Below are 22,177 nucleotides of genomic sequence, written 5' to 3' on the forward strand. Positions count from 1 at the left end.
AGTCAACACATTTCCGTGACGGTGGTCACCGGAGGACGACGGCGTCCGCCGCGCTCCTGTCCCCCTCATCTCCCAGGCAGGTACTCATGTCCACCACCGCTCCGGGCACCGCCCTCCCCACCACCGGCGGGCCGACCGTGCTCCCCGGCACGCCGGTCGTCCCCGGCGTCGCGTACGGCCCGGTCGTGCGCCCGTCCGGCGCGGTGCGCCTCCCTGCCGACGACGGGGCGGTCGTGCGCGAGGACGAGCGGGCGGGGGAGCGGTCGCGCTTCGCCGCCGCCGCCGGCGTGGTCGCCGACCGGCTGGCCGAGCGCGCGGCCGGCGCCACGGGGGTCAGCGCCGAGGTGCTCGCCGCCACCGCAGGTCTCGCCCGGGACCGTGGCCTGCTGTCGGCCGTCGAGCAGCGCATCGACGCCGGCGCCCCCGCCGCCGTCGCCACCGTGCAGGCCGCCCAGCAGTTCGTCGACCTGTTCACCGGGCTCGGCGGGCTCATGGCCGAGCGGGTCACCGACGTCCGGGACATCCGCGACCGGATCGTCGCCGAGCTGACCGGGCAGGGAGAGCCGGGCGTGCCCAGCCCGGCCGTCCCGTCGGTACTGCTCGCCGACGACCTGGCGCCCGCCGACACCGCGGGCCTCGACCCGGCCCGCGTGCTCGGCCTGGCCACCCGCCTGGGCGGCACGACCAGCCACACCGCGATCATCGCCCGCCAGCTCGGCCTGCCCTGCGTGGTCGCGGTGGGCGGCCTCGACGACGTCCCGGCCGGCGCGACCGTCCTGCTCGACGGCGAGCAGGGCACGGTGACCGTCGACCCCGACCCCGAGGACGCGCGCACCCGGGTCGAGGCCTCCCGGGCCGCGGCCGCGGCCCTCGCCGGCTACCGCGGTCCCGGGACCACCCGGGACGGCGTGGCGGTCAAGGTGCTCGCCAACGTGCAGGACGGCGCCGGGGCGCGGGCCGCCGTGGCCGCGCACGCCGAGGGGGTCGGCCTGCTCCGCACCGAGCTCGCCTTCCTCGGCCGCGCCGAGGAGCCCTCGGTCGAGGAGCAGGCCCGCGGGTACGCCGAGGTGCTCACCGCCTTCGCGGACCGGCGGGTCGTCGTCCGCACCCTGGACGCGGGGTCGGACAAGCCGCTGGCGTTCGCGACGGCCCCGGACGAGGCCAACCCGGCGCTCGGCGTCCGGGGCCTGCGCAACGCCCGCCGCGACCCGGGCCTGCTGGAACGGCAGCTCGACGCGATCGCCGAGGCCGCCCGGCGGACCGGCACGGAGCCCTGGGTGATGGCGCCGATGGTGGCGACGGTCCCGGAGGCGGCGGGCTTCGCCCGGCTGGTGCGCGAACGCGGACTCGTGCCCGGCGTGATGATCGAGGTGCCGTCGGCGGCGCTGCAGGCCGACCGGTTGCTCCAGCACGTGGACTTCCTGTCGATCGGCACCAACGACCTGTCGCAGTACACGCTCGCCGCCGACCGGCTGTCCGCCGACCTCGCCGACCTCACCGACCCGTGGCAGCCGGCCCTGCTGGAGCTGGTCCGGATCACCGCGGCCGCCGGTGCCCGGGCCGGCCGGCCGGTCGGTGTCTGCGGCGAGGCGGCGGCCGACCCGCTGCTGGCGTGCGTCCTCGTCGGTCTCGGCGTCACCTCGCTGTCGTGCGCCGCGTCGTCGATCGCCGGCGTGGGCGCGCGCCTGGCCACGGTGGACCTCGACGCCTGTCGGCGGGCCGCCGAGGGCGCCCTGGCGGCCGACGAGCCGCAGGCGGCCCGGGCGGCCGCGCGGTCGGTGCTCGCCGTCGACTGAGGCGCAACTCACCCCGCGGAGTGAGGATCCGTCGCCGTGTCAGGTGCATCACCCTCGCAATCGTCGGAATATCGCGGCCCTCGCCTGCTTTACTCCAGGTGAGAGACCCCGAGAACCGAGAGAAGGCATCAGGCGATGAGCACCGTGACCTCCAGCTGGCGGCAGCGTCGGCAGGCGGCGCGCACGCGCCGGGCGCTGGAGCGCGCCCTCGCGCGCAGCAGCAGCCCGTCCATGCGCGACGAGCTGCTGACGATGGCGAACGGCAGCGGCCTCTACCGCTGAGTCCGCCGCGACATCCGCACGACCCCGGCCTCCGTCCTGGAGACCGGGGTCGTCTGCCGTCCGGGGTGCGGTCCTCAGTGCATCCCGTGGACGACGCGTGCTCCCTGCCGCGGGTGATCATCGCGCGGTTGACCGGCAGGGTGACCACGAAGGCGACCGCCAGCGAGCCGGCCAGGGCCAGCCAGAAGAGGGCGCTGGTGACGCCGGCGTCCATGGCGCCGGGCACGGAGACCATGGCGGTGTTGTCGACGACCTCCATGACCGCCGCCGTGGGCGTGCTCGTCGGGTGCCCGGGCGGCGGGGTCGCGCTGGTCGTGCTGATGGTGGGCTCCGTGTTGGTCGTGCAGCCCGGGCGTGGTGGTGCCGGCGCCTCCCTCCTTGGGGGCGTTCCGCTCAATCGCCCGGACGCAGTTGCCGATCGACCGGCTGTGAGGACTCAGGGCCGCCGCGCCGCCGGGCACCGCCAGGGGGTGGGGGCCCGATGAACACCGTTCCCCCTGAGGAGGCCCGCGAGACCTCCGGGGCCACCACTGGGCTCGTCCTCGCCTTCGTGCGCGCCGAGGCCGGCGAGGCGGCGGTCGCGGAGGTGCTGCGGCGGTCGGGTGTGCCGTTCAGCGCCGGGGAGCTCTCCAGCGCCGCGCACTGGTCCAGCTACGACACCCGCATCCGGCTGTTCGCCGCCGCCACGGAGCTGCTGGGCGACCCACGGGCGATGTTCCGGATCGGGTGCGGTGCGGTGACCCACGGCGTCAACCCCGCGGTGATCCTGCTCATCCGCGCCATGGGCTCGCCCCGGCAGGTGTACCGGCAGCTGCCACGGGCGGTGGCCAAGTTCTCCACCACCTCCACGATGGAGGTCCTCGAGGCCGGGGCCACGACGGCGACGATCCGGTTCACGCTGCACCCCGGGTACGTGCACTCACGGCTGGACTGCGACTACGCCCGCGGCCTCATCACGATGATCCCGACGATCTTCGGCTGCGCCCCCGCCGAGGTGCGGCACGACGCGTGCGAGTCGGACGGCCACCCGGCGTGCCTGTACCACGTGACGTGGGAGCGCCGTCGCCGGTTCCGTCGGGACCACCGGTCGGTGGTGCCCGAGCTCGACGCCCTGCGCGAGCAGCTCAGGGTCCTGCAGTCCGCCGCCACGGACCTGGTGTCCAGTGGCGACGTCGACTCCGCCCTGGAGCGCATCGTGGCCCGCGCCGCCGAGGCGGTCCTGGCGCCCGGCCACGTGCTCGCCGCCCACGACCCGGCCGGGGGCCCGCCGCTGGTGCACAGCGCGGGACTGCCGGAGGCGGTGGTCGCCGGACTGGTCGACGTGCTGCTGTCCGGCGGCGATCCGGGGCCGAACGTCGTCGCGGTCGACGTGGTCTCCGCCCGGCGGACCCACGGCCGGCTCGCGTCGGTCTACCGGCCCGGCGACGGGCCACTCGGGCACGAGCGGCAGATGCTGGCCGCCTACGCCGGGCACGCCGCCGGCGCGCTGGACCTGCTCCTCGCCCTGGGGAGCGCCCGGCAGGAGGCATCCCGGGCCGGGGCGCTCCTCACCCTGGCCCACGAGCTGGCGCAGACCGAGGACGCCGCCGCCGTCTGCCGCGGTGTCGCCGGGGCGCTGCCCCGCATCGTGGGGTGCGACAGCGGCGCGATGCTGCTGTGGGAGCCGGGGAGCGGATCGCTGGTCCCCGCCGCGGCCGCCGGCTCCCCGGGGACCCGGCACGACACGCTGATGGCGACCACGCTCCAGGCCGAGGACACCCCGGAGCTGGTCGGCATGCTGACCGACCGCGAGCCGCGCTTCCTCGACCCTGCGACCGCCAGCCCCGGCCTGGGCCAGCTGCTGACCGCCCTGGGGGTCGCCCGCGCGGTCGCCGTCCCGGTGCTGTCCGGGCGGACCTTCCTCGGCGTCGCGACGGCCGGCTGGGCGGCCGACCGGGTCACCCCGCGGCTGGACGGCGACGTGCTGGCCCGCCTGCGCGGCGTCGGTGACCAGGCGTCGACGGCGCTGCAGAAGGCCCGGCTGCTGGAGACGGTCCGGCACCAGGCCACCCACGACGCGCTCACCGGCCTGCCCAACCGGGTGCTCTTCCTCGACCGGCTGGGCAGCGCCCTCGCCGCCGCCGGCCCCGGCCAGCACGTCGCCGTGCTCTTCTGCGACCTCGACCGGTTCAAGGCGGTCAACGACTCGTACGGGCACGCGGCCGGCGATGAACTGCTCCGCCAGGTCTCGGCCCGGCTGCGGGCGGCGGTGCGCCCGGGCGACACCGTCGGGCGGCTCTCCGGCGACGAGTTCGCCGTCATCCTCCCCGGACTCGCCCACCCCGAGGACGCCGACCGCGTCGTGGCCCGCGTGCACGGCTGCTTCGACGAGACGTTCCGGCTCGACGGCGCCCAGGTCGCGGTCGGCACCAGCGTCGGCGTCGCCGTCCACAGCGGGGAATGGGGCCGGGCCGACGCGCTGCTGCGCGACGCGGACGCGGCGATGTACCGGGTCAAGCACGCCGGCCGAACCCGTGCGGAGGACGCCGAGGGCTGAAGGACCCGTGTCCGGACGAGCCTGTGGTGGCAGGGCTGCGCATGATGTGCAGCCCTGCCACCTGTCGGGTGGAGCGGTGACTCAACCGACCGGGAAGCCGGAACCGCCCGTCCCGCTCCAGGAGCGGGTGTCCGTTGCCGTCACCGCCAGCAGCTCACCGGAGGACGCACTCGAAGTTGGCTGCCTCATCGGTGCTGCCCTCACCGGTGTACCGAGCCACCGCCGGGTACAGACACAGCGGCCGGGTCCGCACGACCTGGTCGTCCTCGCCCGACCCGGACGCCAGCAGCTGCTCGGGGGCTTCGCCCTTCTCCACCCAGTTCACGAGCGCCTCGAACGGGTCCACCGGCTGTGGGCCAGGCCCACCCGCACAGTGGTCGACGCCGGGAGCCATGAACAACCGGGCGAAGTCGGTCACGTCACCGCCCAACTCGTCCTGGACGCGTTCGTAGTAGTCGACCGTGCCCATGGGGAAGATCATGCGGTCATCCCAACCGTGCCACAGGAGCACCTTGTTGCCGGCGTCCCGGAACTCGGACAGATCCGGGTCATCCGTGCCGATGACGTCGTTGAACATCTCCTGCGACTGACGGAACACCTGCTCGAACCCCTCGTACGTCAGCGTCCGGTAGTCCCAGTCGGGATCGGCGAGAACGAAGTACTTGATGTACTCATCGCTGACCAGGAAGGGGTTCGTCCCGGCCAGCCGGTCCCATCCCGGGCCGCCCGGCTCCCAGACGCCTCCCCTGGAGCCGACACCCGCGGGGTCGTCACCGAGCGGCGCCCCCGGCTCGAGCCCGTACCACAGGAACGAGCCGTCGGCCGCCCGCGGGCCATCCCAGATCTTCTGGAGCGCCGCAGCCTCCGCCTCGGTGACGACACCACAGGGAGTCTCCTGACCGACCAGCGTCGCGGGGTCGAAGTCGCAACGCCGCGGATCCTCCAACAACCCGTCCTGGACACCGTCCAGCGCGTCGCAGTGCTCCACCGCTGCTTGCGTTGCGAGTTCCAGCTTGCAGGTCGGGATGGGGCCGCCGAGATCCTGGTGCATGACCACCTGAGGCCACATCTCGGCCACGAGGAAGCGGTCCCAGTTGATCGCCGGTGCCTCGGACAGGATGCCGTCGTACGCACCCGGCATCCGTTGAGCCAGCATCATCCCCTGCCGGCCGCCGGTGGAGCATCCTGTCCAGTACGAGTACTCCGGCTCGTCACGGTAGAAGGCCCGGACGAGATCCTGCGACTTCGTCGTGAGTTCCATGAGGGCGCGGGAGGCGAAGTCCTCGATGAGCTGCCAGTTCTGCTCGCCGTCGTCCGTCATGGCCCATGCGCCGCTGGTGCCCGTCTCCGGGTGTCCCGTGTCCGTCGACGCCGTCGCATACCCGGCGCGCAGCGCCGGACCCATCGAGTCGTAGGCGATGAACCCAGCGAAGTAGCCGTTGCCCACGGCCTGGAAGCGCCCGTTGTAGTTCTCCGTCGGGAGCCACACCTCGATGTTGATCTGCGGGTCCACCGTCAAGGCGACACGGCAGAACTCGGGTAGGTCCTCCTGGTCCTGACCCTCGCCCTCGGGGTCCACGAACGTGCCGGACGTGATCAGTTCCGCCGACATCCCGGTCACCTCTGGCATGTCACGATCGGCGAGGGACTCACACCGGTGCTCGGAGGTGTCGGCGCGGGCCGGCATGACTGATGCCCCTCCGCCGCCGGAGTCGGCACTCGCCGTGCCACTGCATGCGGTCAGGACGAGGGAGAGGGCGGCCACGACCGCCAGACCAACGCCGCCTCGTGTGCGGATGTGGGAGCGGGCCAAGCCGACGCCCTTCCAGCCAGAACGGTCCACTGCGGTCTCCTCCAGTCGGGGCCTTGCGGCCGGACGGCGAACAGCCTGATCAGAGCTGGGGAAGCGGAGGACAGGGCACCGTCACACCGTTGGGTGACCTGTATCACAACAGTAAGAGGGTCGACCCACCAGCGGCGGGGACATGCGACAGATGTGCATCGCTGGTGATCGGCTGGTGGAGAACGACATGCCGGGAAAGCTAGGAGGCGGACCTCGACGCGGCAACCAGCACGAGGCACCATTCCGTGATGCGGAATGAGGTCCCAGCGCCGCTGCCCGTCACGGCCGTCGATCGAGCACTCCGGTTGCTGATCATGCTCCGACAGCAGGGCGCTCTCAGCGTCACCGCGGCCGCGGAGTCACTCGACGTCGCGCCGTCCACTGCGCATCGCTTGCTGTCGGCCCTCTGCCACCGGGGCTTCGCTGTGCAGGATCGCGAGCGTCGCTATCGGCCGGGGCCGCAGATCGCGGACCCCGTCGCGGCGCCACTGTCACGTGCGGCGCTGACGAGGGTGGTCCGGCCGGCGCTCGAGCTCCTGAGGCAGAAGACGAACGAGACGACGCACCTGGCGGTCTTGTCCGGGGCGGATGTCCTGTTCATCGACGGGGTCGAGGGGGAGCACGCCCTCCGTGTGGGTATGCGGGTCGGACGGCGCATGCCCGCGTTCTGCTCCTCGACCGGGAAGGCGATGCTCGCGAGCTTGCCGCGGGTCGAGGTGGATCAGCTCCATCGCACTGGGCTCGCCCCGTGGCGGGGCACCACCCTGAGCCTCGCCGGTCTGCATCGTGGGCTCGAGACGGTGCGCAAGCAGGGTTACGCGCTCAACCAGGAGGAGAGCGAGCAGGGTGTCGTCGCGGTGGGTGCCTGCCTCCTGGACGGTGCGCAGCGCCCCCTGGCGGGCATGTCCGTGTCGATTCCCAGCTCTCGCTATGACAGGAGTGCCCTGCCGGGATACGTCGATGCACTGCACGACGCCACATCCGAGGCGCAGAAACGCCTGAGTGGGGCCGATCACAGTCGTTGACGGCGCCTCGGGGCGGGGTCGAGCCGCCCCTCAGATCTCCTACACTTCCCTTGATGGCGACGTGCCTTGTGTAGCAGTTGCGCGGACGGGTGCCCTTCCTGGCACCGTCGTGGCCGGCGGCGCATCGAGGTCCACCACCCGGCTGCAGCCCATGGCTCACACCCTGCTCGGCGTGGCCGTGGATCTCCGGATGGTGTCCTCGGACGATCGCGCAGGAGAACCGTGTCAGCCGCGGAGGCGGGCGCGCAGCGTGGCCTGCTCCTCCCGGCCGAAGCCGTGCTCGGTGAGCCACCCCAGTGGGCCGCCGTGCCGGTCGTCGAGCAGGGTGAGCAGCCGGTTCATCGTCTCCGCCCGGGGCGTGTGGCTGGCGACGTCGCGGCGGGTCATGTCCTCGGCGTAGGTGGGGGAGGCGGCCAGCTTGGCCACCAGCGCGTCGATCACCTCGGCGGTCAGGGCGTAGTCGGCCACGATCTCCTCGGCGGGCACGCCGGCGGCGGCGAGGCAGAACATCGCGACGACCCCGGTGCGGTCCTTGCCCGCCGCGCAGTGCACCACCGCGGCGCCGCCGGTGCCCGCGCTGATCGCCCGCAGGGCGCCGAGCACGTTCTCCGGCCGGTGGGTCAGGTACCCGAGGTAGGAGCGCACCGCCGGCGGCTCGCCCGCGTCGTGCTCGGCCACCTGGCGCGGGAGCAGGGACTCCGCCCAGTCCGCGGGGAGCTCGGGCACCTCGGCCTCCTCCACCGCGAAGACGTCGGTGTGGTGGCCACGCTCGGGCAGCAGGGTGAAGTGCCGGTGGGTGATGCCGGGCACCGCGCGCAGCGGGCCGCGCCCCTCCAGCAGCACCTCCGCGGTGGTGCGCAGGTCGACCACCTCGCGCAGCCGCACTTCGTCGACCAGCCGGCGGACGTCGGGCTCGGTCAGCGTCTGCAGGTTGTCGCTGCGCAGCACCCGTCCGGGCAGCGTCGTCCCGCCGTCGTGCGTGGGCAGGCCCCCGAGGTCGCGGGTGTTCGTCGTGCCGTCGAGCCGCAGCCAGCGGTCGGTGCGCGTGGAGGTCACCTCCCGACGGTACGACCCGCCGGGGACGCCGCGGCGACGTCGCCGGGGACGGCGAGCAACGCCCCGGTGACCGCCGTCAGCCGCTCGCGCAGGACCGCGCCGCGCCGGGCGAAGCCGCGCTGGGTGGCGGCGTACTCCGCGCGCCCCTCGGGTGTCTCGATGCGGACCGGGGCCCGCCCGTAGCCGCGCAGGTCGTAGGGGGAGGCACGCATGTCCAGCTCGCGCACGTCCCGGGCCAGCTCGAAGCAGTCCAGCAGCAGGTCGCCAGGGACGGCCGGGCCCAGCTTGGTGGCCCACTTGTAGAGGTCCATGGTCGCGTGCAGGCAGCCCGGCTGCTCCAGGTCCGGCTGGCTCGCGCGCGTCGGCCGCAGCTGGTTGAGCCCCGCGGCGGCCGGGGTGAAGAAGCGGTAGGCGTCGAAGTGCGTGCAGCGGATCGGGTGCGCCTCGACCACGGCGTCGGTGCCGGCCCGGCCCAGCCGCAGCGGCAGCGGGTGGCGGTGCTCGTCCTGCCGGTAGACCATCGCCCACTCGTGCAGCCCGAAGCAGCCGGCGAACGCCGGCCGCGAGGCGGTGGCGGCCAGCAACCGGTGCACGAAGCGCACGGTGTCCCCGCGGTCGGCGAGGAACGCGGCCTCGTCCAGGCCGGCGGTCCCGTCGTCGTCCGTCGCGTACCAGCGCCAGGCCGCGTGCGGAGCCGGACCGTCGTCCGACGGCGCCAGCGCGGTGCCGGCGCCGGGGTGCCAGCGGCGCAGCACCGACGGGCGGGTGCCGTAGTACTCGTAGAGGAAGTCCTCGACCGCGTGCCGCTGCCCGGCCGCCTTCCGGGCGCGGTGCCCGGCGGTCAGCGCATCGGCCCGTTCCGCGTGTGCCCGGGCCCCCTCCTGCCAGGCCTCAGCGCGCACCCGCCCAGCGTATGCGGCCCGGCTGCAGCGTCGTCAGCCCTGTCCAGAGGCTCGCCGCGAGCCTGCGAGCGGTGAGGGGGACGGGGTCCTTCCTCAGTGGGCGCTCCAGCCGCCGTCCATGACCAGCGAGCTGCCGGTGATCGAGGCGGCGACCGGGGAGCACAGGTAGGCGACCGCCTCGGCCACCTCCTCCGGCTCGATCAACCGCTTCACCGCAGCGGGCGCCAGCATGACCTGCTCCACGACCTCGTCCTCCGAGAGCCCGTGCGCCCGCGCCTGGTCGGCGATCTGCCCCTCCACCAGCGGCGTCCGCACGTAGGCCGGGTTCACGCAGTTCGAGGTGACCCCGTGCGGGGCGCCCTCCAGCGCGATGACCTTCGACAGCCCCTCCAGGCCGTGCTTGGCGGTGACGTACGCGCTCTTGTACGCCGAGGCCCGCAACCCGTGGATCGAGCTGACGTTCACGATCCGCCCCCAACCCCGGCCGTACATGTGCGGGAGCGCGCCGCGGACCAGCCGGAACGGCGCCTCGAGCATCAGTCGGAGGATCAGCGAGAACCGGTCGACGGGGAACTCGTGCAGCGGGGCGACGTGCTGCAGCCCGGCGTTGTTGACCAGGACGTCGACGTCCAGGTCGAGGGAGTCGATGCCGTCGAGGTCGGTCAGGTCCGCGGCGATCGCCGTCCCGTCGACGGTCGCGGCCACCTCCTTCGCCGCGTCGCCGTCCCGGTCCAGCACCACGACGGCCGCTCCCGCCGCCGCCAGCCGCTCCACACAGGCGCGCCCGATGCCCGACGCCCCTCCCGTGACCAGTGCCCGTCGTCCCGCCAGCGTGCCCGTCGCCTCCATGGCCGCCACCGTCGCACAGCCTCGGATGGTGGGCCACGCCACGGGGACCTAGCGTCGATACCGACCGTTCCGGAACTGCTCGAGTAGGAGACCCATGTCCGCGCCTGCGCAGTCCACCGCGCCCTCGGGCTCGAACTTCGCCCGCGTGGTCGGCGCCAGCATCATCGGCACGACCGTCGAGTGGTACGACTTCTTCCTCTACGGCTCGGCCGCCGCGCTCGTCTTCGGCCCCCTGTTCTTCCCGGAGCAGGACGCCTTCGTCGGCGTCCTGGCCGCGTTCGCCACCTACGCCGTCGGCTTCTTCGCCCGCCCGGTGGGCGCGCTCGTCTTCGGCCACTTCGGGGACCGGCTCGGCCGCAAGAAACTGCTGGTGATCTCGCTGATGATGATGGGCGGGGCCACCTTCTGCATCGGGCTGCTGCCCACCTACGGCTCCGTCGGCGTGCTGGCGCCGGTGCTGCTCATCGCGCTGCGGCTGGTCCAGGGCTTCGCCCTCGGCGGCGAGTGGGGCGGTGCGGTCCTCATCGTCTCCGAGCACGGCAAGCCGGAGAACCGCGGCTTCTGGGCCTCGTGGCCGCAGGCCGGCGCACCGGCGGGCAACCTGCTGGCCACCGGCGTCCTCGCCCTGCTGGCCACGTTCCAGTCCGACGAGGCGTTCGAGGCCTGGGGCTGGCGGATCCCGTTCCTGCTGTCCGCGGTGCTCATCCTGGTCGGCCTGTGGGTGCGGCTGACGGTGTCCGAGTCTCCGGTGTTCCTCGAGGCCCAGCGGGAGGCCGAGGCCAAGGCCGCGGCGAGCGGGGTGGCAGAGAAGGCGCCGATCGTCACGGTGCTCACCCGCTACAAGCGCGAGGTGCTCACCGCCATGGGGGCGCGGATCGCCGAGAACGTCTCCTTCTACCTGCTCACCGCCTTCAGCCTCACCTACCTGACCAACGTCGTGGGGCTGGACTCGTCGTTCGCGCTGAACGCGGTCCTGATCGCCTCGGCGGTGCACCTGGTGACCATCCCGCTGTGGGGCGCGCTGTCGGACCGGATCGGCCGCAAGCCGGTCTACCTCTTCGGTGCCCTGGGTGTCGGCCTGTGGGCGTTCGCCTTCTTCGGCCTGCTCGACACCGGCGACTTCTTCCTCTCCGTCCTCGCCATCACCGTCGGGCTGCTCTTCCACGGCGCCATGTACGGCCCGCAGGCGGCGTTCTTCTCCGAGCTGTTCGGCACCAAGGCCCGCTACACCGGTGTCTCGATCGGCGCCCAGCTCGCCTCCCTGGTGGCCGGCGCCCCGGCGCCGCTGATCGCCCTGGCGCTGCTGGGCAGCTTCGACGACCCGAACGAGTTCGCCGTCGCCCTCTACATCGTCGCCTGTGCCGTCGTCACGCTGCTCGCCGTTGCGACCTACGGGGAGACGGGCCGGCGCGACCTCGCCGCGGACAAGGCCGTCGTCGTCAAGGAGCGCCGCTCCACGTCGGTCTGAGCACCCACGGGCGGCCCATGACACGTGTCATGGGCCGTCCGTGGGCCGCGTCGCCGGAAGTCGTGAGAACCGGCACCTGTGTCGGGGCCGGGACGGCGGCAGCCTCGGAGGTGCGCCCGGGAGCACTGGCTGGATCCCCGACCGGCGGGCGCACCGAGGAGGCCCCGTGCACCCGACCACCGCCCCCGCCCCGCCGTCGCCGGTCCCGCCGACCGTGCCCGCCGTCGAGGTCGTGGACCTGCGCCGCCGTTACGGGTCGTTCGAGGCGGTCCGCGGCATCTCCTTCGAGGTCCACCCCGGCGAGGTGCTGGCGGTGCTCGGCGTCAACGGCGCCGGCAAGACCTCCGCGTTGGAGGTGCTCGAGGGCCTGGCCGCCCCCTCCGGCGGCTCCGTGCGGGTGTTCGGCCGTGACCCGCAGCACGAGCGGTCCGCCGTCCGCCGGCACCTCGGGGTGCTCCTGCAGGCCAGCGGGCTGCCCGGCGACCTCACCGTGGCGGAGACCGTGCGGCCCTGGGGGCGCACCCTCACCGATCCGCGGCCGGTCGGCGAGGCGCTGGAGATGGTCGACCTCGCCGGCCGGGCCGACGTCCGCGTCCGCAGCCTCTCCGGAGGCGAGCGCCGCCGGCTGGACCTGACGCTGGCGCTGCTCGGCCGCCCGGCCGTCCTGGTCCTCGACGAGCCCACCACCGGGCTGGACCCGGAGAGCCGGCGCAGCGTCTGGACGCTGGTCCGCGGCCTGGTGGACGACGGCGCCGCCGTCGTGCTCACCACGCACCACCTCGAGGAGGCGGAGCAGCTCGCCGACCGGATCGCGATCATGCGGGCCGGGCGGATCGTGCTCGCCGGCACCCGCGAGGAGATCGCCGCGACCCAGCCGGCCACGATCACCTTCACCCTGACCGCCGACGCCCCGGCGCTGCCGTCGCTGCCCGGGGTGCGGGCACACACCCGGCGTCCGGACGTCGAGCTGCACACCCGCGCCCTGCAGCCGGCGCTCACCGCGCTGCTCACCTGGGCCGCGGAGCACCGGGTCGTGCTGGCCGGCCTGCAGGCCCGCTCTGCCTCCCTCGAGCGGGCCTTCCTCGCGGTCGCCGATGCCGAGCCCGCCGCAGCCGAGCCCGCCGCAGCCGACCCCGCCGCCTGACTGTCGCCCGACCCAGCCGCCCGACCCCGCCGCCCGACCCCGCCGCCCGACCCGCAGCGGAGTCGCTCGAGGGCGGGAACCGCACCCCGATCGACTCCGCACCCCCGCTGAGGAGACCCACCATGACCGTGCTCGCCGCCCCCACAGCCTCCGGCGCCCGCCGCCGCGTGCTCGCGCTCGCCGGCGCCGAGACCCGGCTGCTGCTGCGCAACCGCACCGCCGTCGTCAACTCCGTGCTCATGCCGCTGCTGCTGGTCGCGGCGGTGCGGGCCATCGGCCTCGACACCGCCGGCGGCAACCAGCTCGTCGTCACCGGCCTCGGCATCACCCTGCTGTTCGTCACCTACTACAACCTGGTCACCACCTACGTCGCCCGCCGCGAGGACCTGGTGCTCCAGCGGATGCGCACCGGCGAGCTCACCGGGCCGGAGATCCTGCTCGGCACCGCCGTGCCGACCCTGCTGGTGACCCTCGCCCAGGTCGCGCTCGTCACCGCCGGCGTGACGGTGATCGGCGAGTGGTCCGCCCCGGTGGACGTCGTCCTGCCGCTGCTGGCCCTCGTCCTCGGCGCCGCGCTGATGGTGGTGCTCGCCGCGGCCAGCACCGCGTTCACCCGCACCGCCGAGAGCGCCCAGATCACCACGCTGCCCCTGGTGATGGGAGCCACCGTCGGCTCCGGCCTGTTCACGCCGCTGAGCGTCTTCCCCGAGGCGCTCGCCGGCGTCCTGCGGTTCCTGCCGCTCACGCCGGTCGTCGAGCTGGCCCAGCTCGGTCTCACGGGCCGCGCGTGGGACGGCCGGGCGGTCGACCTGGCCGGCGCCTGGTCGGCGGCGGTCCTCCCGCTGGCGGTCCTGGCCGCGTGGACCATCGTCGGCGGCCTCCTGGCCGGCCGGGTGTTCCGCTGGGCGCCGCGCAGGTGATCTGGGCCGATCCGGGCGGGCGCGGTCGGTACGGCAGCATGACCGCCGTGCCGACCGTCGCCCGCTGGTGGGAGAACCGCACGGCGCCGCAGCGCATCGAGCTGTACACCCGCTGGTCGTTCTACATCTGGCTGGCGATGGCCCCGCTGCTCGCCCTCGGGATCGCCGGCTCCGCGGCCCAGCGGGTCCAGCCGGCGACGACGGTGTTCGTCCTGGCCTCCGTCGCGGTGGCCGCCACCGCGGTGCTGCTGGCCCGCGCCGGCCTGGCCGCGCACGGGGAGGGCCGCGGGCTGCCGCGCCGCCCGGCGCTCGCCGCCGCGGCCGCCGCCGTGGCCGCCGCGGCCGCGGCCGTCCTCGCCTTCACGCCCGACGCCCCCGACACACCCGCCCTGCCCTGGGGCGTGGCCATGCCCCCGGCCATGGCGCTGGTCGCGGCCTCGACGGTGTGGCCGACCCGCACGCTGACGCGGGCCGGCTCCGGCATCGGCGGGGCGACCGGGATCGTCGTCCTGGCGATCGGCGCGCCCCTCGGTGTCGGCGCGGTCCTGGCCATCGTCGTCGGCGCCACCTCGACGTTCCTGACCCTGGCCTTCCGGTTCTCCGTGTGGGTGCTCGACGTCGTCCGCGAGATGGAGCGCAGCCGTGGGGCGCAGCTGCAGCTGGCCGTCGCCGAGGAGCGGCTGCGCTTCGCCCGCGACCTGCACGACGTCATGGGGCGCAACCTGTCGGCGATCGCGGTGAAGAGCCAGCTGGCCGCCGAGCTCGTGCGCCGCGGCCGCGACGGCGCCGCCGAGGAGTTGGCCGACATCAGCCGGGTCGCCGAGGAGTCGCTGCGGGAGGTGCGCGACGTCGTCCGCGGCTACCGGCGCACCGACCTGGCCGGCGAGCTGGCCGGCGCCCGGTCGGTGCTGCGCGCCGCCGGGGTCGGCTGCACGGTGAGCGGGGAGGACGGCGGTGCCGCGCTCCCGGAACCGGTGCAGGCGGCGCTGGGCTGGGTGGTGCGGGAGGCGGTGACCAACGTGTTGCGGCACAGCCGGGCGACCGAGTGCACGGTGGAGCTGCGGACGGCCGGCGGGGAGGCGGAGCTGACGGTGACCAACGACGGCGTGGCGGGGTCCGGCAGCGGCTGGGGCAGCGGGCTCACAGGCCTGGCCGAGCGGCTGGCCGTCGCCGGTGGCCGGCTGTCCACCCGGCGCGAGCGGGACCGGTTCGTGCTCACCGCATCCCTGCCGGTGGGGGTGCCGGCGTGATCCGGGTGCTGCTCGCTGACGACGAGAACCTGATCCGCTCCGCGCTGGCGGCGCTGCTGGCGCTGGAGGAGGACCTCGAGGTCGTCGCCCAGGCGGCCTCGGGGGAGGAGGCGCTGGCCATGGCGCGGGCGCACACCCCGGACGTCGCCGTCCTCGACCTGCAGATGCCCGACCGGGACGGGATCACGGTGGCCGCCGAGCTGGCGACGACGGTGCCCGGCTGCGCGGCCGTCATCGTGACCGGCCACGGCCGCGCCGGGCACCTCAAGCGCGCGCTGGAGGCGGGGGTGCGCGGCTTCCTGCCCAAGACGGTCAGCGCGCCGGTGCTCACCGACGTCGTCCGCACCGTGCACCGCGGCGGCCGCTACGTCGACCCGGAGCTGGCCGCCGAGGCGATCAGCGCGGGCGACAGCCCGCTCACGCCGCGCGAGGCCGACGTCCTGGAGCTCGCGGCCGGGGGCGCGCCGGTGGAGGAGATCGCCGCCCGCGCGCACCTGTCACCGGGGACGGTCCGCAACCACCTGTCGGCCGCGGCGGCGAAGCTGGGTGCGCCCAACCGGCACGCGGCCGTGCAGGCCGCGCGCCGGCACGGGTGGATCTAGAAGGACCCCCTCCTCCCCACCCTTCGCAAGCTCAGGGCGGGCCCCTGGACGGGGCCGGAGGGCGCGGAGGACGGGACCTTCTTCAGGACGCGGCGTTGCCCGGACGGGCGGTGCCCTCGTCGCGCTGGGCCTCGTCGTCGGTGGTCAGCGTCACGTCCTGCTCGCCGCCGTCGGGACGGTCCTCGCCCGGGACGCCGTCGATCAGGTTGCCGCTGCTCGGGCCGTCGGAGACGTCCTCGCCCTCGTGGTAGCCGGTCGGGTCGGGTGCGCTCATGCTGCTCCTCCAGGTGGTCGTGGTCGCCGGGGCTCAGACGCTGCCGCCGGACCCGCCGCGCTCGGCGCGCGCCGGGTCGCTGTCGGCCTTGGCCGGCAGGTCGTCGGGCTGGGCGGCGTCCCGCTCCACCGCCTCCTCACGGGTGAGGGGGACGTCGTCGAAACCGGTGCCGGTGCTGCTGTTGTCGCCGCTTCCCGACGCGGTCGGGATGTCCTGCTGGATCCGGTCGCTGCCCTGCGGGTCGGTCACGGGAACCTCCTGTGCGACGGCGGTGTCCCCGGGACCTTGCCCGCCACTGCTCCCGGGAAAACGGCCGGCGGCCGCCTCCCGCGAGGGAGACGGCCGCCGGCCGTCTTCTGGCGCCGTGCCGGGTCCACCCTGCGCTGGCGGAGGGTGGGAGGGACGGGGGGTCCTTCTTCAGAAGGCGGCCTCGTCGACCTCCATCAGGGCGTTGTCGGTCAGCTCGACGACGGCCCGCTCCGACGAGAGCCGGGGCAGCACCTGGGTGCAGAAGAACCGGGCGGCGGCGAGCTTCCCCTCGTAGAAGTGCCGGTCCGCGGTCCGGACCTCGCCGGCGAGGGCGGTGAGCGCCACCTCGGCCTGGCGCACCAGCAACCAGGCGGTGACCAGGTCGCCGGTGGCCAGCAGCAGCCGCGAGGTGTTCTGGCCGACCTTGTACAGGTTGGTGACGTCCTGCTGGGCGGCGGTGAGGTGACCGAACATCGCCGTGAGCATCTGCTGGACCTCACCGAGGGCGGTGCCCAGCAGCGCGCGCTCCTGCTTGAGCCGGCCGTTGCCGGCCTCGTCCTCGACCGTGGCCTGGATCTGCGCGGCCAGCCAGGTCAGCGCGACGCCGCCGTCCTTGACGATCTTGCGGAAGAAGAAGTCCTGCCCCTGGATCGCCGTGGTGCCCTCGTACAGGGTGTCGATCTTGGAGTCGCGGATGTACTGCTCGACCGGGTAGTCCTGCAGGAAGCCGGAGCCGCCGAGGGTCTGCAGCGACTCGGCGGTGAGCAGCTGCGTGGCCCGCTCCGAGCCGAAGCCCTTCACCACGGGGAGCAGCAGGTCGTTGAGCCGGGCGGCCAGTCGAGCCTCCTCGCTGTCGGCGGTGCCGGCGGCCTCGGCCTGGGTCACCTGGTCGCGGAAGCCGGCGGCGTACAGGTACAACGCGCGCATGCCCTCGGCGTAGGACTTCTGCAGCATCAGCGAGCGGCGGACGTCGGGGTGGTGGGTGATGGTCACCCGCGGGGCGTCCTTGCTGGTGGCGGTGAGGTCGGCGCCCTGGACGCGGTTCTTCGCGTAGTCCAGCGCCACCTGGTAGCCGGCCGAGAGGGTCGCGATCGCCTTGGTGCCGACGAACATCCGCGCGTACTCGATGACCTTGAACATCTGGGCGATGCCGTCGTGCACGTCGCCGACCAGCCAGCCCTTGGCCGGCACCGGCCCGTCGCCGAAGGTGACCTCACAGGTCGTGGAGACCTTGAGGCCCATCTTCTTCTCGACGTTGGTGACGTAGGCGCCGTTGCGCTCGCCCGGCTCACCGGTCTCCAGGTCCACGTGGAACTTGGGGACGACGAACAGCGACAGCCCCTTGGTGCCGGGCCCCGCGCCCTCGGGGCGGGCCAGCACCAGGTGGACGATGTTGTCGGACAGGTCGTGCTCGGCGGAGGTGATGAACCGCTTCACCCCGGTGATGTGCCAGGAGCCGTCGGGCTGCTGCACGGCCCTGGTGCGGCCGGCGCCGACGTCGGAGCCGGCGTCGGGCTCGGTGAGCACCATGGTGGCGCCCCAGCCCCGGTCGATCATCAGGCGGGCGAGCTTCCTCTGGTCCTCGGTGCCGAGGTCGAACAGCGTCTGGGCGAACGCCGGGCCGGAGCCGTACATGAACACCGCCGGGTTGGCGCCGAGCACCATCTCGAACGCGCCCCAGGTCAGGGCCGCGGGCGCGCCGAAGCCGCCGAGCTCCTCGGAGAGGTCCAGGCGGTACCACTCGCCGGCGTGCAGCGCCTCGACCGACTCCTTGAACGACTCGGGCAGCGTCACCGCGTGCGTGGCGGGGTCGAACACCGGCGGGTTGCGGTCGGCATCGGTGAAGGAGGCCGCGATCGGGCCCTCGGCGAGCCGGCGGATCTCGGCGAGCACCCCGCGGGCGGTCTCGGCGTCCATCTGCTCGAACGGGCCGGTGCCGAAGCGGTCCTTGGTGTCGAGGAACTCGAACAGGTTGAACTCGAGGTCGCGCAGGTTCGCGGTGTAGTGGCTCATGTGTGACGTGCTCCCGGGCCGGCGTCCCACGAGGGGGTACTCGCGGGTAACAAACGGTATTACCGGCCGGTAACCAGAGCAAGGACCCGTCGGAGGGATGTCGGGAGCGGTGGCGGTGAGCGCCCCGCGGTGGTGGTTGACCCCCGTGGTCGGGCGGCAGGACACTGGATGCCTCGTAGAGGGAGCCGACGATGGTGTGGAACCTCAGGGGCAGCTACGCAGAGACCTGCTCGTGTGAGCTGATGTGTCCGTGCAACCTCACGTTCGACCACGGCGCCACGTACGACTTCTGCCGGGCGACGCTGGCCTTCGACATCCGTGAGGGCGACGTGGACGGCACCGACGTCCGGGGCCGTCGGGTCGTGACGATCATCGACACCCCGAAGGTCATGACCGACGGCAACTGGCGCCTCGGGATGTTCGTCGACGACCAGGCCACCGACGACCAGTTCGACAAGCTGGTCAAGGTCTTCGGGGGTCAGCTCGGGGGCCCGATGGCCGCGCTCGCCCCGCTCGTGGGGGAGATCGTGGGCGTCGAGCGGGCCGCCATCGAGATCCGCGACGACGGTCTGCTGCACAGCGTGCGCGTCGGGGACGCGATCGACTTCGAGGTCCAGGACATCGTGCCGTTCGGGGTCGAGAACGGGCGGCCGGTCCAGTTCGACGGGATGTTCCACCCGGTCGGGTCGAACCTGACGATGGCGGAGGCCCGGCGCTCGCGGATCAACGCGTTCGGTATCGCGTACGAGGGCAGGACCGGCCTGTCCACCGCCGAGTTCACCTGGTCCGCCTGACCCGATGAGCGTCCGGGCGCAGGACCGCGTTCCGGGTGAGGGCCTCGCGCCGGCGTTCGCCGCCGTCCGGGTCCGCCTCGGCCTGGTCGTCGCGCTGTTCGCTCTCGCCGGTGTCGGCTGGTGGTGGACGGCTCGGCAGATGCGCGGCATGGACGAGGGACCGTGGAGCGGTCTCGGGACGCTGGGCTGGTTCCTCGGGGTCTGGGTCGTGATGATGGCCGCGATGATGTTCCCGTCGGTCGCACCGACGGTCGCGCTGTACTCCCGCATGACCCGGCAGCGCTCTCCGCTCTCGCCCGCCCTGTTCGTGGCGGGCTACCTGGTCACGTGGGCCGCCGCCGGGCTGGTCGCCTTCACGCTCCTGACCGCCGTGGACCGGCTCGCGGGCGACGTGCTCGCGTGGGATCGCGCCGGCAGGTGGGTCGCGGCCGGCACGCTCGCCGTCGCGGCGGTCTACGAGCTGACCCCGCTCAAGGACGTCTGCCTCGGCAAGTGCCGCAGTCCGCTCGGCTTCCTGCTCGGCTCCTGGCGGGACGGCCCCGGGGGTGCGCTGCGGATGGGGGCCCGGAACGGCGCCTGGTGCGTCGGCTGCTGTTGGGCGCTGATGGCGTCGCTGTTCGCGCTGGGCGTCATGAGCCTGGTGTGGATGGCCGTGGTCGCCGGCCTGATCGCGGTCGAGAAGACCCTGCCGTGGCGCCGGGTGGCGACCCTCGGGACGACGGCACTGCTGCTCGCGCTGGCCGTGCTGCTGGTTGCCGCCCCCGAGGCGATCCCGGCCCTCAGCGTCCCCGGCGCCGACGTGGTGGACGAGATGGACCAGATGCCGCCGATGGACGACTAGCGCGAGCGTCGTCAGCGGTTCCGACGGCGGGCGCGCAGCACCAGGCTGCTCAGCCAGCCCACCAGCGCGCCCAGGACGGCGGCGATGAGCAGGGCCACCACGAGCGGGGCGTTGACGTTGCCGAAGACCAGGCTGATGTCGACGTTCTGGGTGTTGAAGACGACGAACAGCACCAGGATGACGGTGACCGTCAGCAGCAGGGCGAGGGCGAGGGTGCGCCCGATGGTGCGGCCGGCGTGCCGCTGCGGCGTGGTCCGGCCGGTCGTGGCGGGCGCGGGGGAGCCGCCGGCAGTACCCGGTGTGCCGTAGCCGGTGCCGGAGGGGGTGCTCAGGGGGTCGACGGGCGATCCGGGAGACGTCACGGGTCGAGTCTGCTGCCGCCCGCCCCCGGGCGCACGGTCACCCGGCGTCCGGCTCGCTCTCCGCCGGTGGGTAGCTGGGGCCGGCCACCCCGGAGGCCGGGCCCTCGGTGCCGCCCTGGGACTCCGGGTCGGCCGGCGGGGCCATCTCCCCGCCGAGGGGCTGGACGTCGCGGTCGTCGGCGGGCTCGGGCATCGTCACGTCCCGACTGTGCGACACCGCCGTCCGGACGGCGAGCCGAGCGGGCCCCCACCGGGTCACCGGATCGCCGCAGCGGACAGCTCGGACGCGGGAGCCGGCGCGGCCCGGCCGGGAGCAGGCGGCAGACTGCCGCGGACGACCGCCCCGAGCCGAGGAGCTGCCCGTGCCACCGATCCCGCGCTCCTTCTCCGCCGAGGCGACGGCGCACGCCGCCCGCGGCGCCCGCCTCGACCTCGCCGCCGACCGGTACGAGGAGGTCGGCGCCGTCCTGGGCGAGATGTACGCCCTCATCGACCGGCTGGACGACGTCCCGCTGGGGGAGACCCCGCCGGCCACCGCCTTCGACGCCCGCTGGGAGGCCTGACCGTGCAGCCGTACGAGCTCACCCTGACCGCGGCGGCGGAGGAGATCGCCGCCGGCCGCCTGTCCCCGGTGGAGCTGACCGACTCCGCGCTCGGTCGGATCGAGGCCACCGAGCCGGCGATCAACGCGTTCGTGCACGTCTGCGCCGACCTGGCGCGGGAGCAGGCGCGGACCGCGGAGGCGGAGATCGCCGCGGGCCGGTACCGGGGGCCGCTGCACGGCATCCCGCTGGGCGTCAAGGACATCTACGACACCGCCGGCATCCCGTCGACGTCGAGCTCGAAGGTGCGCGAGGGGTACGTGCCCGACACCGACGCCGTCGCCGTCGAGCGGCTGCGCTCGGCCGGGATGGTCATGGTCGGCAAGACCCACACGCACGAGTTCGCCTACGGCGGGCGCACCCACACGACCCGGAACCCGTGGGACACCTCGCGCATCCCCGGCGGGTCCAGCGGGGGCTCCGGGGCGGCGGTGGCGGTCGGGTCCTGCCTGGTCGGCATGGGCACCGACACGGCCGGCTCGATCCGGATCCCGGCCACCCTGTGCGGCACCGTCGGCCTCAAGCCCACCCACGGCCGGACGTCGCGGCGCGGGGTGACGTCGCTGTCGTGGTCCCTGGACCACGTCGGCCCGCTGACCCGCAACGTGCGGGACGCCGCGCTGGTGCTGGACGTCATCGCCGGGCACGACCCGCTGGACCCCGCCTCGGTGGACGTGCCGGTCCCCGGCTACGCCGCCGGCACCACCGGGGACGTGCGCGGGCTGCGGATCGGCGTGCCCACGAACTTCTTCTTCGACCACGTGCACCCGGACGTCGAGGCGTCGGTGCGGGCGGCGGTCGACGTCCTGGTGGGTGTCGGCGCCCAGACGCGGGAGGTGACCATCCCGTACCCGGACCAGGTCCTGGCCGCGGAGTGGGGGATCGTGCTGCCCGAGGCCGCCGCCTACCACCAGGAGGCGCTGCGCACGAAGGGCGAGCTCTACCGGCCCGAGACGCGGATGCAGCTCGAGGTGGGCGAGCTGGTGCTGGCCACCGACTACATCAAGGCGCTGCGGGTGCGCACCCTCATCCAGCGGGCCTGGGCGCAACTGTTCGCCGACGTCGACGTCGTCGTCGCGCCGGTACAGCCCTTCGCCGCACCGGTGGTCGACCAGATGGACGTCACCTGGCCCGACGGCACCACCGAGTCGGTGGACCTGGCGATGGTGCGGCTCACCTCCCCGGCCAACCTCACCGGCCTGCCGAGCATCGCGCTGCCCACCGGGTTCGACGCCGCGGGCCTGCCCCTCGGCATGCAGCTGATGGGCCGGCCGTTCGACGAGGCCACGCTGCTCGACGCCGGCACCGCCTACGAGGCGGCCGCGGAGGCCGTCGGCCGCCTGGCTGAGGTCGTCTGACCCGACCGGTC

22 protein-coding genes and 1 pseudogene are annotated in these 22,177 nt (G+C 74.0%); 13 read left to right on the forward strand and 10 right to left on the reverse strand.

Going from position 1 to position 22,177, the window contains the following annotated elements; genetic code table 11:
• Positions 1–86 precede the first annotated feature (86 nt).
• Both CRP39_RS05870 and CRP39_RS26680 read left to right on the forward strand, forming a co-directional pair.
• Positions 87–1,796, forward strand: coding sequence for a phosphoenolpyruvate--protein phosphotransferase (locus tag CRP39_RS05870; RefSeq protein WP_097205300.1), 1,710 nt, complete (start codon positions 87–89; stop codon positions 1,794–1,796).
• A 135-nt stretch (positions 1,797–1,931) separates the two neighbouring features.
• The gene (locus tag CRP39_RS26680) at positions 1,932–2,078 is read left to right on the forward strand and encodes a hypothetical protein (protein ID WP_172442310.1); all 147 of its coding nucleotides are present in this window, start codon (positions 1,932–1,934) and stop codon (positions 2,076–2,078) included.
• Between the two features lie 166 nt (positions 2,079–2,244).
• On the opposite strand, the pseudogene CRP39_RS28225 reads toward CRP39_RS26680, so the two are convergent.
• A pseudogene (locus tag CRP39_RS28225) lies at positions 2,245–2,337 on the reverse strand (DUF4396 domain-containing protein); the annotation flags it as partial.
• Positions 2,338–2,559: 222 nt separating this feature from the next.
• On the opposite strand from CRP39_RS28225, the gene CRP39_RS05885 reads away from it, so the two are divergent.
• Positions 2,560–4,614 carry a sensor domain-containing diguanylate cyclase gene (locus tag CRP39_RS05885; RefSeq protein ID WP_097205303.1) on the forward strand — a complete coding sequence of 685 codons (2,055 nt, stop codon included), beginning with the start codon at positions 2,560–2,562 and terminating at the stop codon, positions 4,612–4,614.
• Between the two features lie 154 nt (positions 4,615–4,768).
• Here CRP39_RS05885 and CRP39_RS05890 read toward each other — a convergent pair whose 3' ends face one another.
• A complete protein-coding gene (locus CRP39_RS05890; protein ID WP_172442311.1) occupies positions 4,769–6,226 on the reverse strand; it encodes a tannase/feruloyl esterase family alpha/beta hydrolase in 1,458 nt (485 codons plus the stop codon).
• A 479-nt stretch (positions 6,227–6,705) separates the two neighbouring features.
• Here CRP39_RS05890 and CRP39_RS05895 point away from each other — a divergent pair, with 479 nt between their 5' ends.
• Positions 6,706–7,482 carry an IclR family transcriptional regulator gene (locus CRP39_RS05895; RefSeq protein ID WP_143426578.1) on the forward strand — a complete coding sequence of 259 codons (777 nt, stop codon included), beginning with the start codon at positions 6,706–6,708 and terminating at the stop codon, positions 7,480–7,482.
• A 225-nt stretch (positions 7,483–7,707) separates the two neighbouring features.
• On the opposite strand, the gene CRP39_RS05900 is transcribed toward CRP39_RS05895, so the two are convergent.
• The 3 genes from CRP39_RS05900 to CRP39_RS05910 form a co-directional block, all read right to left on the reverse strand.
• Positions 7,708–8,538 carry a tyrosine-protein phosphatase gene (locus CRP39_RS05900; RefSeq protein ID WP_097205308.1) on the reverse strand — a complete coding sequence of 277 codons (831 nt, stop codon included), beginning with the start codon at positions 8,536–8,538 and terminating at the stop codon, positions 7,708–7,710.
• Positions 8,535–9,440, reverse strand: a complete 906-nt coding sequence (locus tag CRP39_RS05905; RefSeq protein WP_097205309.1) for a 3-methyladenine DNA glycosylase — start codon at positions 9,438–9,440, stop codon at positions 8,535–8,537. The genes CRP39_RS05900 and CRP39_RS05905 overlap by 4 nt, the downstream gene beginning before the upstream one ends.
• 93 nt (positions 9,441–9,533) lie before the next feature.
• Positions 9,534–10,289 carry a 3-hydroxybutyrate dehydrogenase gene (locus CRP39_RS05910; protein ID WP_097205311.1) on the reverse strand — a complete coding sequence of 252 codons (756 nt, stop codon included), beginning with the start codon at positions 10,287–10,289 and terminating at the stop codon, positions 9,534–9,536.
• 94 nt (positions 10,290–10,383) lie between these two features.
• Between CRP39_RS05910 and CRP39_RS05915 the strand changes: the two genes are divergently transcribed.
• From CRP39_RS05915 to CRP39_RS05935, 5 genes are all read left to right on the forward strand, one after another.
• On the forward strand, positions 10,384–11,757 hold the full coding sequence (locus CRP39_RS05915) for an MFS transporter (RefSeq protein WP_097205313.1): 1,374 nt from the start codon (positions 10,384–10,386) through the stop codon (positions 11,755–11,757).
• Between the two features lie 166 nt (positions 11,758–11,923).
• Positions 11,924–12,901, forward strand: a complete 978-nt coding sequence (locus CRP39_RS05920; RefSeq protein WP_097205315.1) for an ABC transporter ATP-binding protein — start codon at positions 11,924–11,926, stop codon at positions 12,899–12,901.
• A 122-nt stretch (positions 12,902–13,023) separates the two neighbouring features.
• Positions 13,024–13,821 carry an ABC transporter permease gene (locus CRP39_RS05925; RefSeq protein WP_097205316.1) on the forward strand — a complete coding sequence of 266 codons (798 nt, stop codon included), beginning with the start codon at positions 13,024–13,026 and terminating at the stop codon, positions 13,819–13,821.
• A 47-nt stretch (positions 13,822–13,868) separates the two neighbouring features.
• Complete coding sequence (locus CRP39_RS05930; RefSeq protein ID WP_172442312.1) at positions 13,869–15,071, forward strand: sensor histidine kinase; 1,203 nt, start codon at positions 13,869–13,871, stop codon at positions 15,069–15,071.
• On the forward strand, positions 15,068–15,673 hold the full coding sequence (locus tag CRP39_RS05935) for a response regulator transcription factor (protein WP_097205319.1): 606 nt from the start codon (positions 15,068–15,070) through the stop codon (positions 15,671–15,673). The genes CRP39_RS05930 and CRP39_RS05935 overlap by 4 nt, the downstream gene beginning before the upstream one ends.
• Positions 15,674–15,755: 82 nt before the next feature.
• Here the strand turns inward: CRP39_RS05935 and CRP39_RS05940 are convergent, their stop codons facing one another.
• The 3 genes from CRP39_RS05940 to CRP39_RS05950 form a co-directional block, all read right to left on the reverse strand.
• Positions 15,756–15,947, reverse strand: a complete 192-nt coding sequence (locus tag CRP39_RS05940; RefSeq protein WP_097205321.1) for a hypothetical protein — start codon at positions 15,945–15,947, stop codon at positions 15,756–15,758.
• A 33-nt stretch (positions 15,948–15,980) separates the two neighbouring features.
• Positions 15,981–16,196, reverse strand: a complete 216-nt coding sequence (locus CRP39_RS05945; protein ID WP_097205322.1) for a hypothetical protein — start codon at positions 16,194–16,196, stop codon at positions 15,981–15,983.
• 168 nt (positions 16,197–16,364) lie between these two features.
• Positions 16,365–18,209 (reverse strand): acyl-CoA dehydrogenase, encoded by a 1,845-nt coding sequence (locus CRP39_RS05950; protein WP_097205324.1) that lies wholly within the window; start codon positions 18,207–18,209, stop codon positions 16,365–16,367.
• 191 nt (positions 18,210–18,400) lie between these two features.
• On the opposite strand from CRP39_RS05950, the gene CRP39_RS05955 reads away from it, so the two are divergent.
• Positions 18,401–19,003 carry a DUF1326 domain-containing protein gene (locus tag CRP39_RS05955; protein ID WP_097205326.1) on the forward strand — a complete coding sequence of 201 codons (603 nt, stop codon included), beginning with the start codon at positions 18,401–18,403 and terminating at the stop codon, positions 19,001–19,003.
• 4 nt (positions 19,004–19,007) lie between these two features.
• Positions 19,008–19,844 (forward strand): DUF2182 domain-containing protein, encoded by an 837-nt coding sequence (locus CRP39_RS05960; protein WP_097205327.1) that lies wholly within the window; start codon positions 19,008–19,010, stop codon positions 19,842–19,844.
• A gap of 11 nt (positions 19,845–19,855) precedes the next feature.
• Here CRP39_RS05960 and CRP39_RS05965 read toward each other — a convergent pair whose 3' ends face one another.
• Entirely contained in the window at positions 19,856–20,206 is a 351-nt protein-coding gene (locus tag CRP39_RS05965; protein WP_097205329.1) for a LapA family protein, read from the reverse strand.
• A 37-nt stretch (positions 20,207–20,243) separates the two neighbouring features.
• A complete protein-coding gene (locus CRP39_RS26685; RefSeq protein WP_172442313.1) occupies positions 20,244–20,405 on the reverse strand; it encodes a hypothetical protein in 162 nt (53 codons plus the stop codon).
• Between the two features lie 163 nt (positions 20,406–20,568).
• On the opposite strand from CRP39_RS26685, the gene CRP39_RS05975 reads away from it, so the two are divergent.
• Positions 20,569–20,769, forward strand: a complete 201-nt coding sequence (locus CRP39_RS05975; protein ID WP_097205332.1) for a hypothetical protein — start codon at positions 20,569–20,571, stop codon at positions 20,767–20,769.
• 2 nt (positions 20,770–20,771) lie between these two features.
• On the forward strand, positions 20,772–22,166 hold the full coding sequence (locus CRP39_RS05980; protein ID WP_097205333.1) for an amidase: 1,395 nt from the start codon (positions 20,772–20,774) through the stop codon (positions 22,164–22,166).
• Positions 22,167–22,177 lie beyond the last annotated feature (11 nt).

Origin of the sequence: Geodermatophilus sabuli (assembly GCF_900215145.1) — a bacterium.
Classification (GTDB): domain Bacteria; phylum Actinomycetota; class Actinomycetes; order Mycobacteriales; family Geodermatophilaceae; genus Geodermatophilus; species Geodermatophilus sabuli.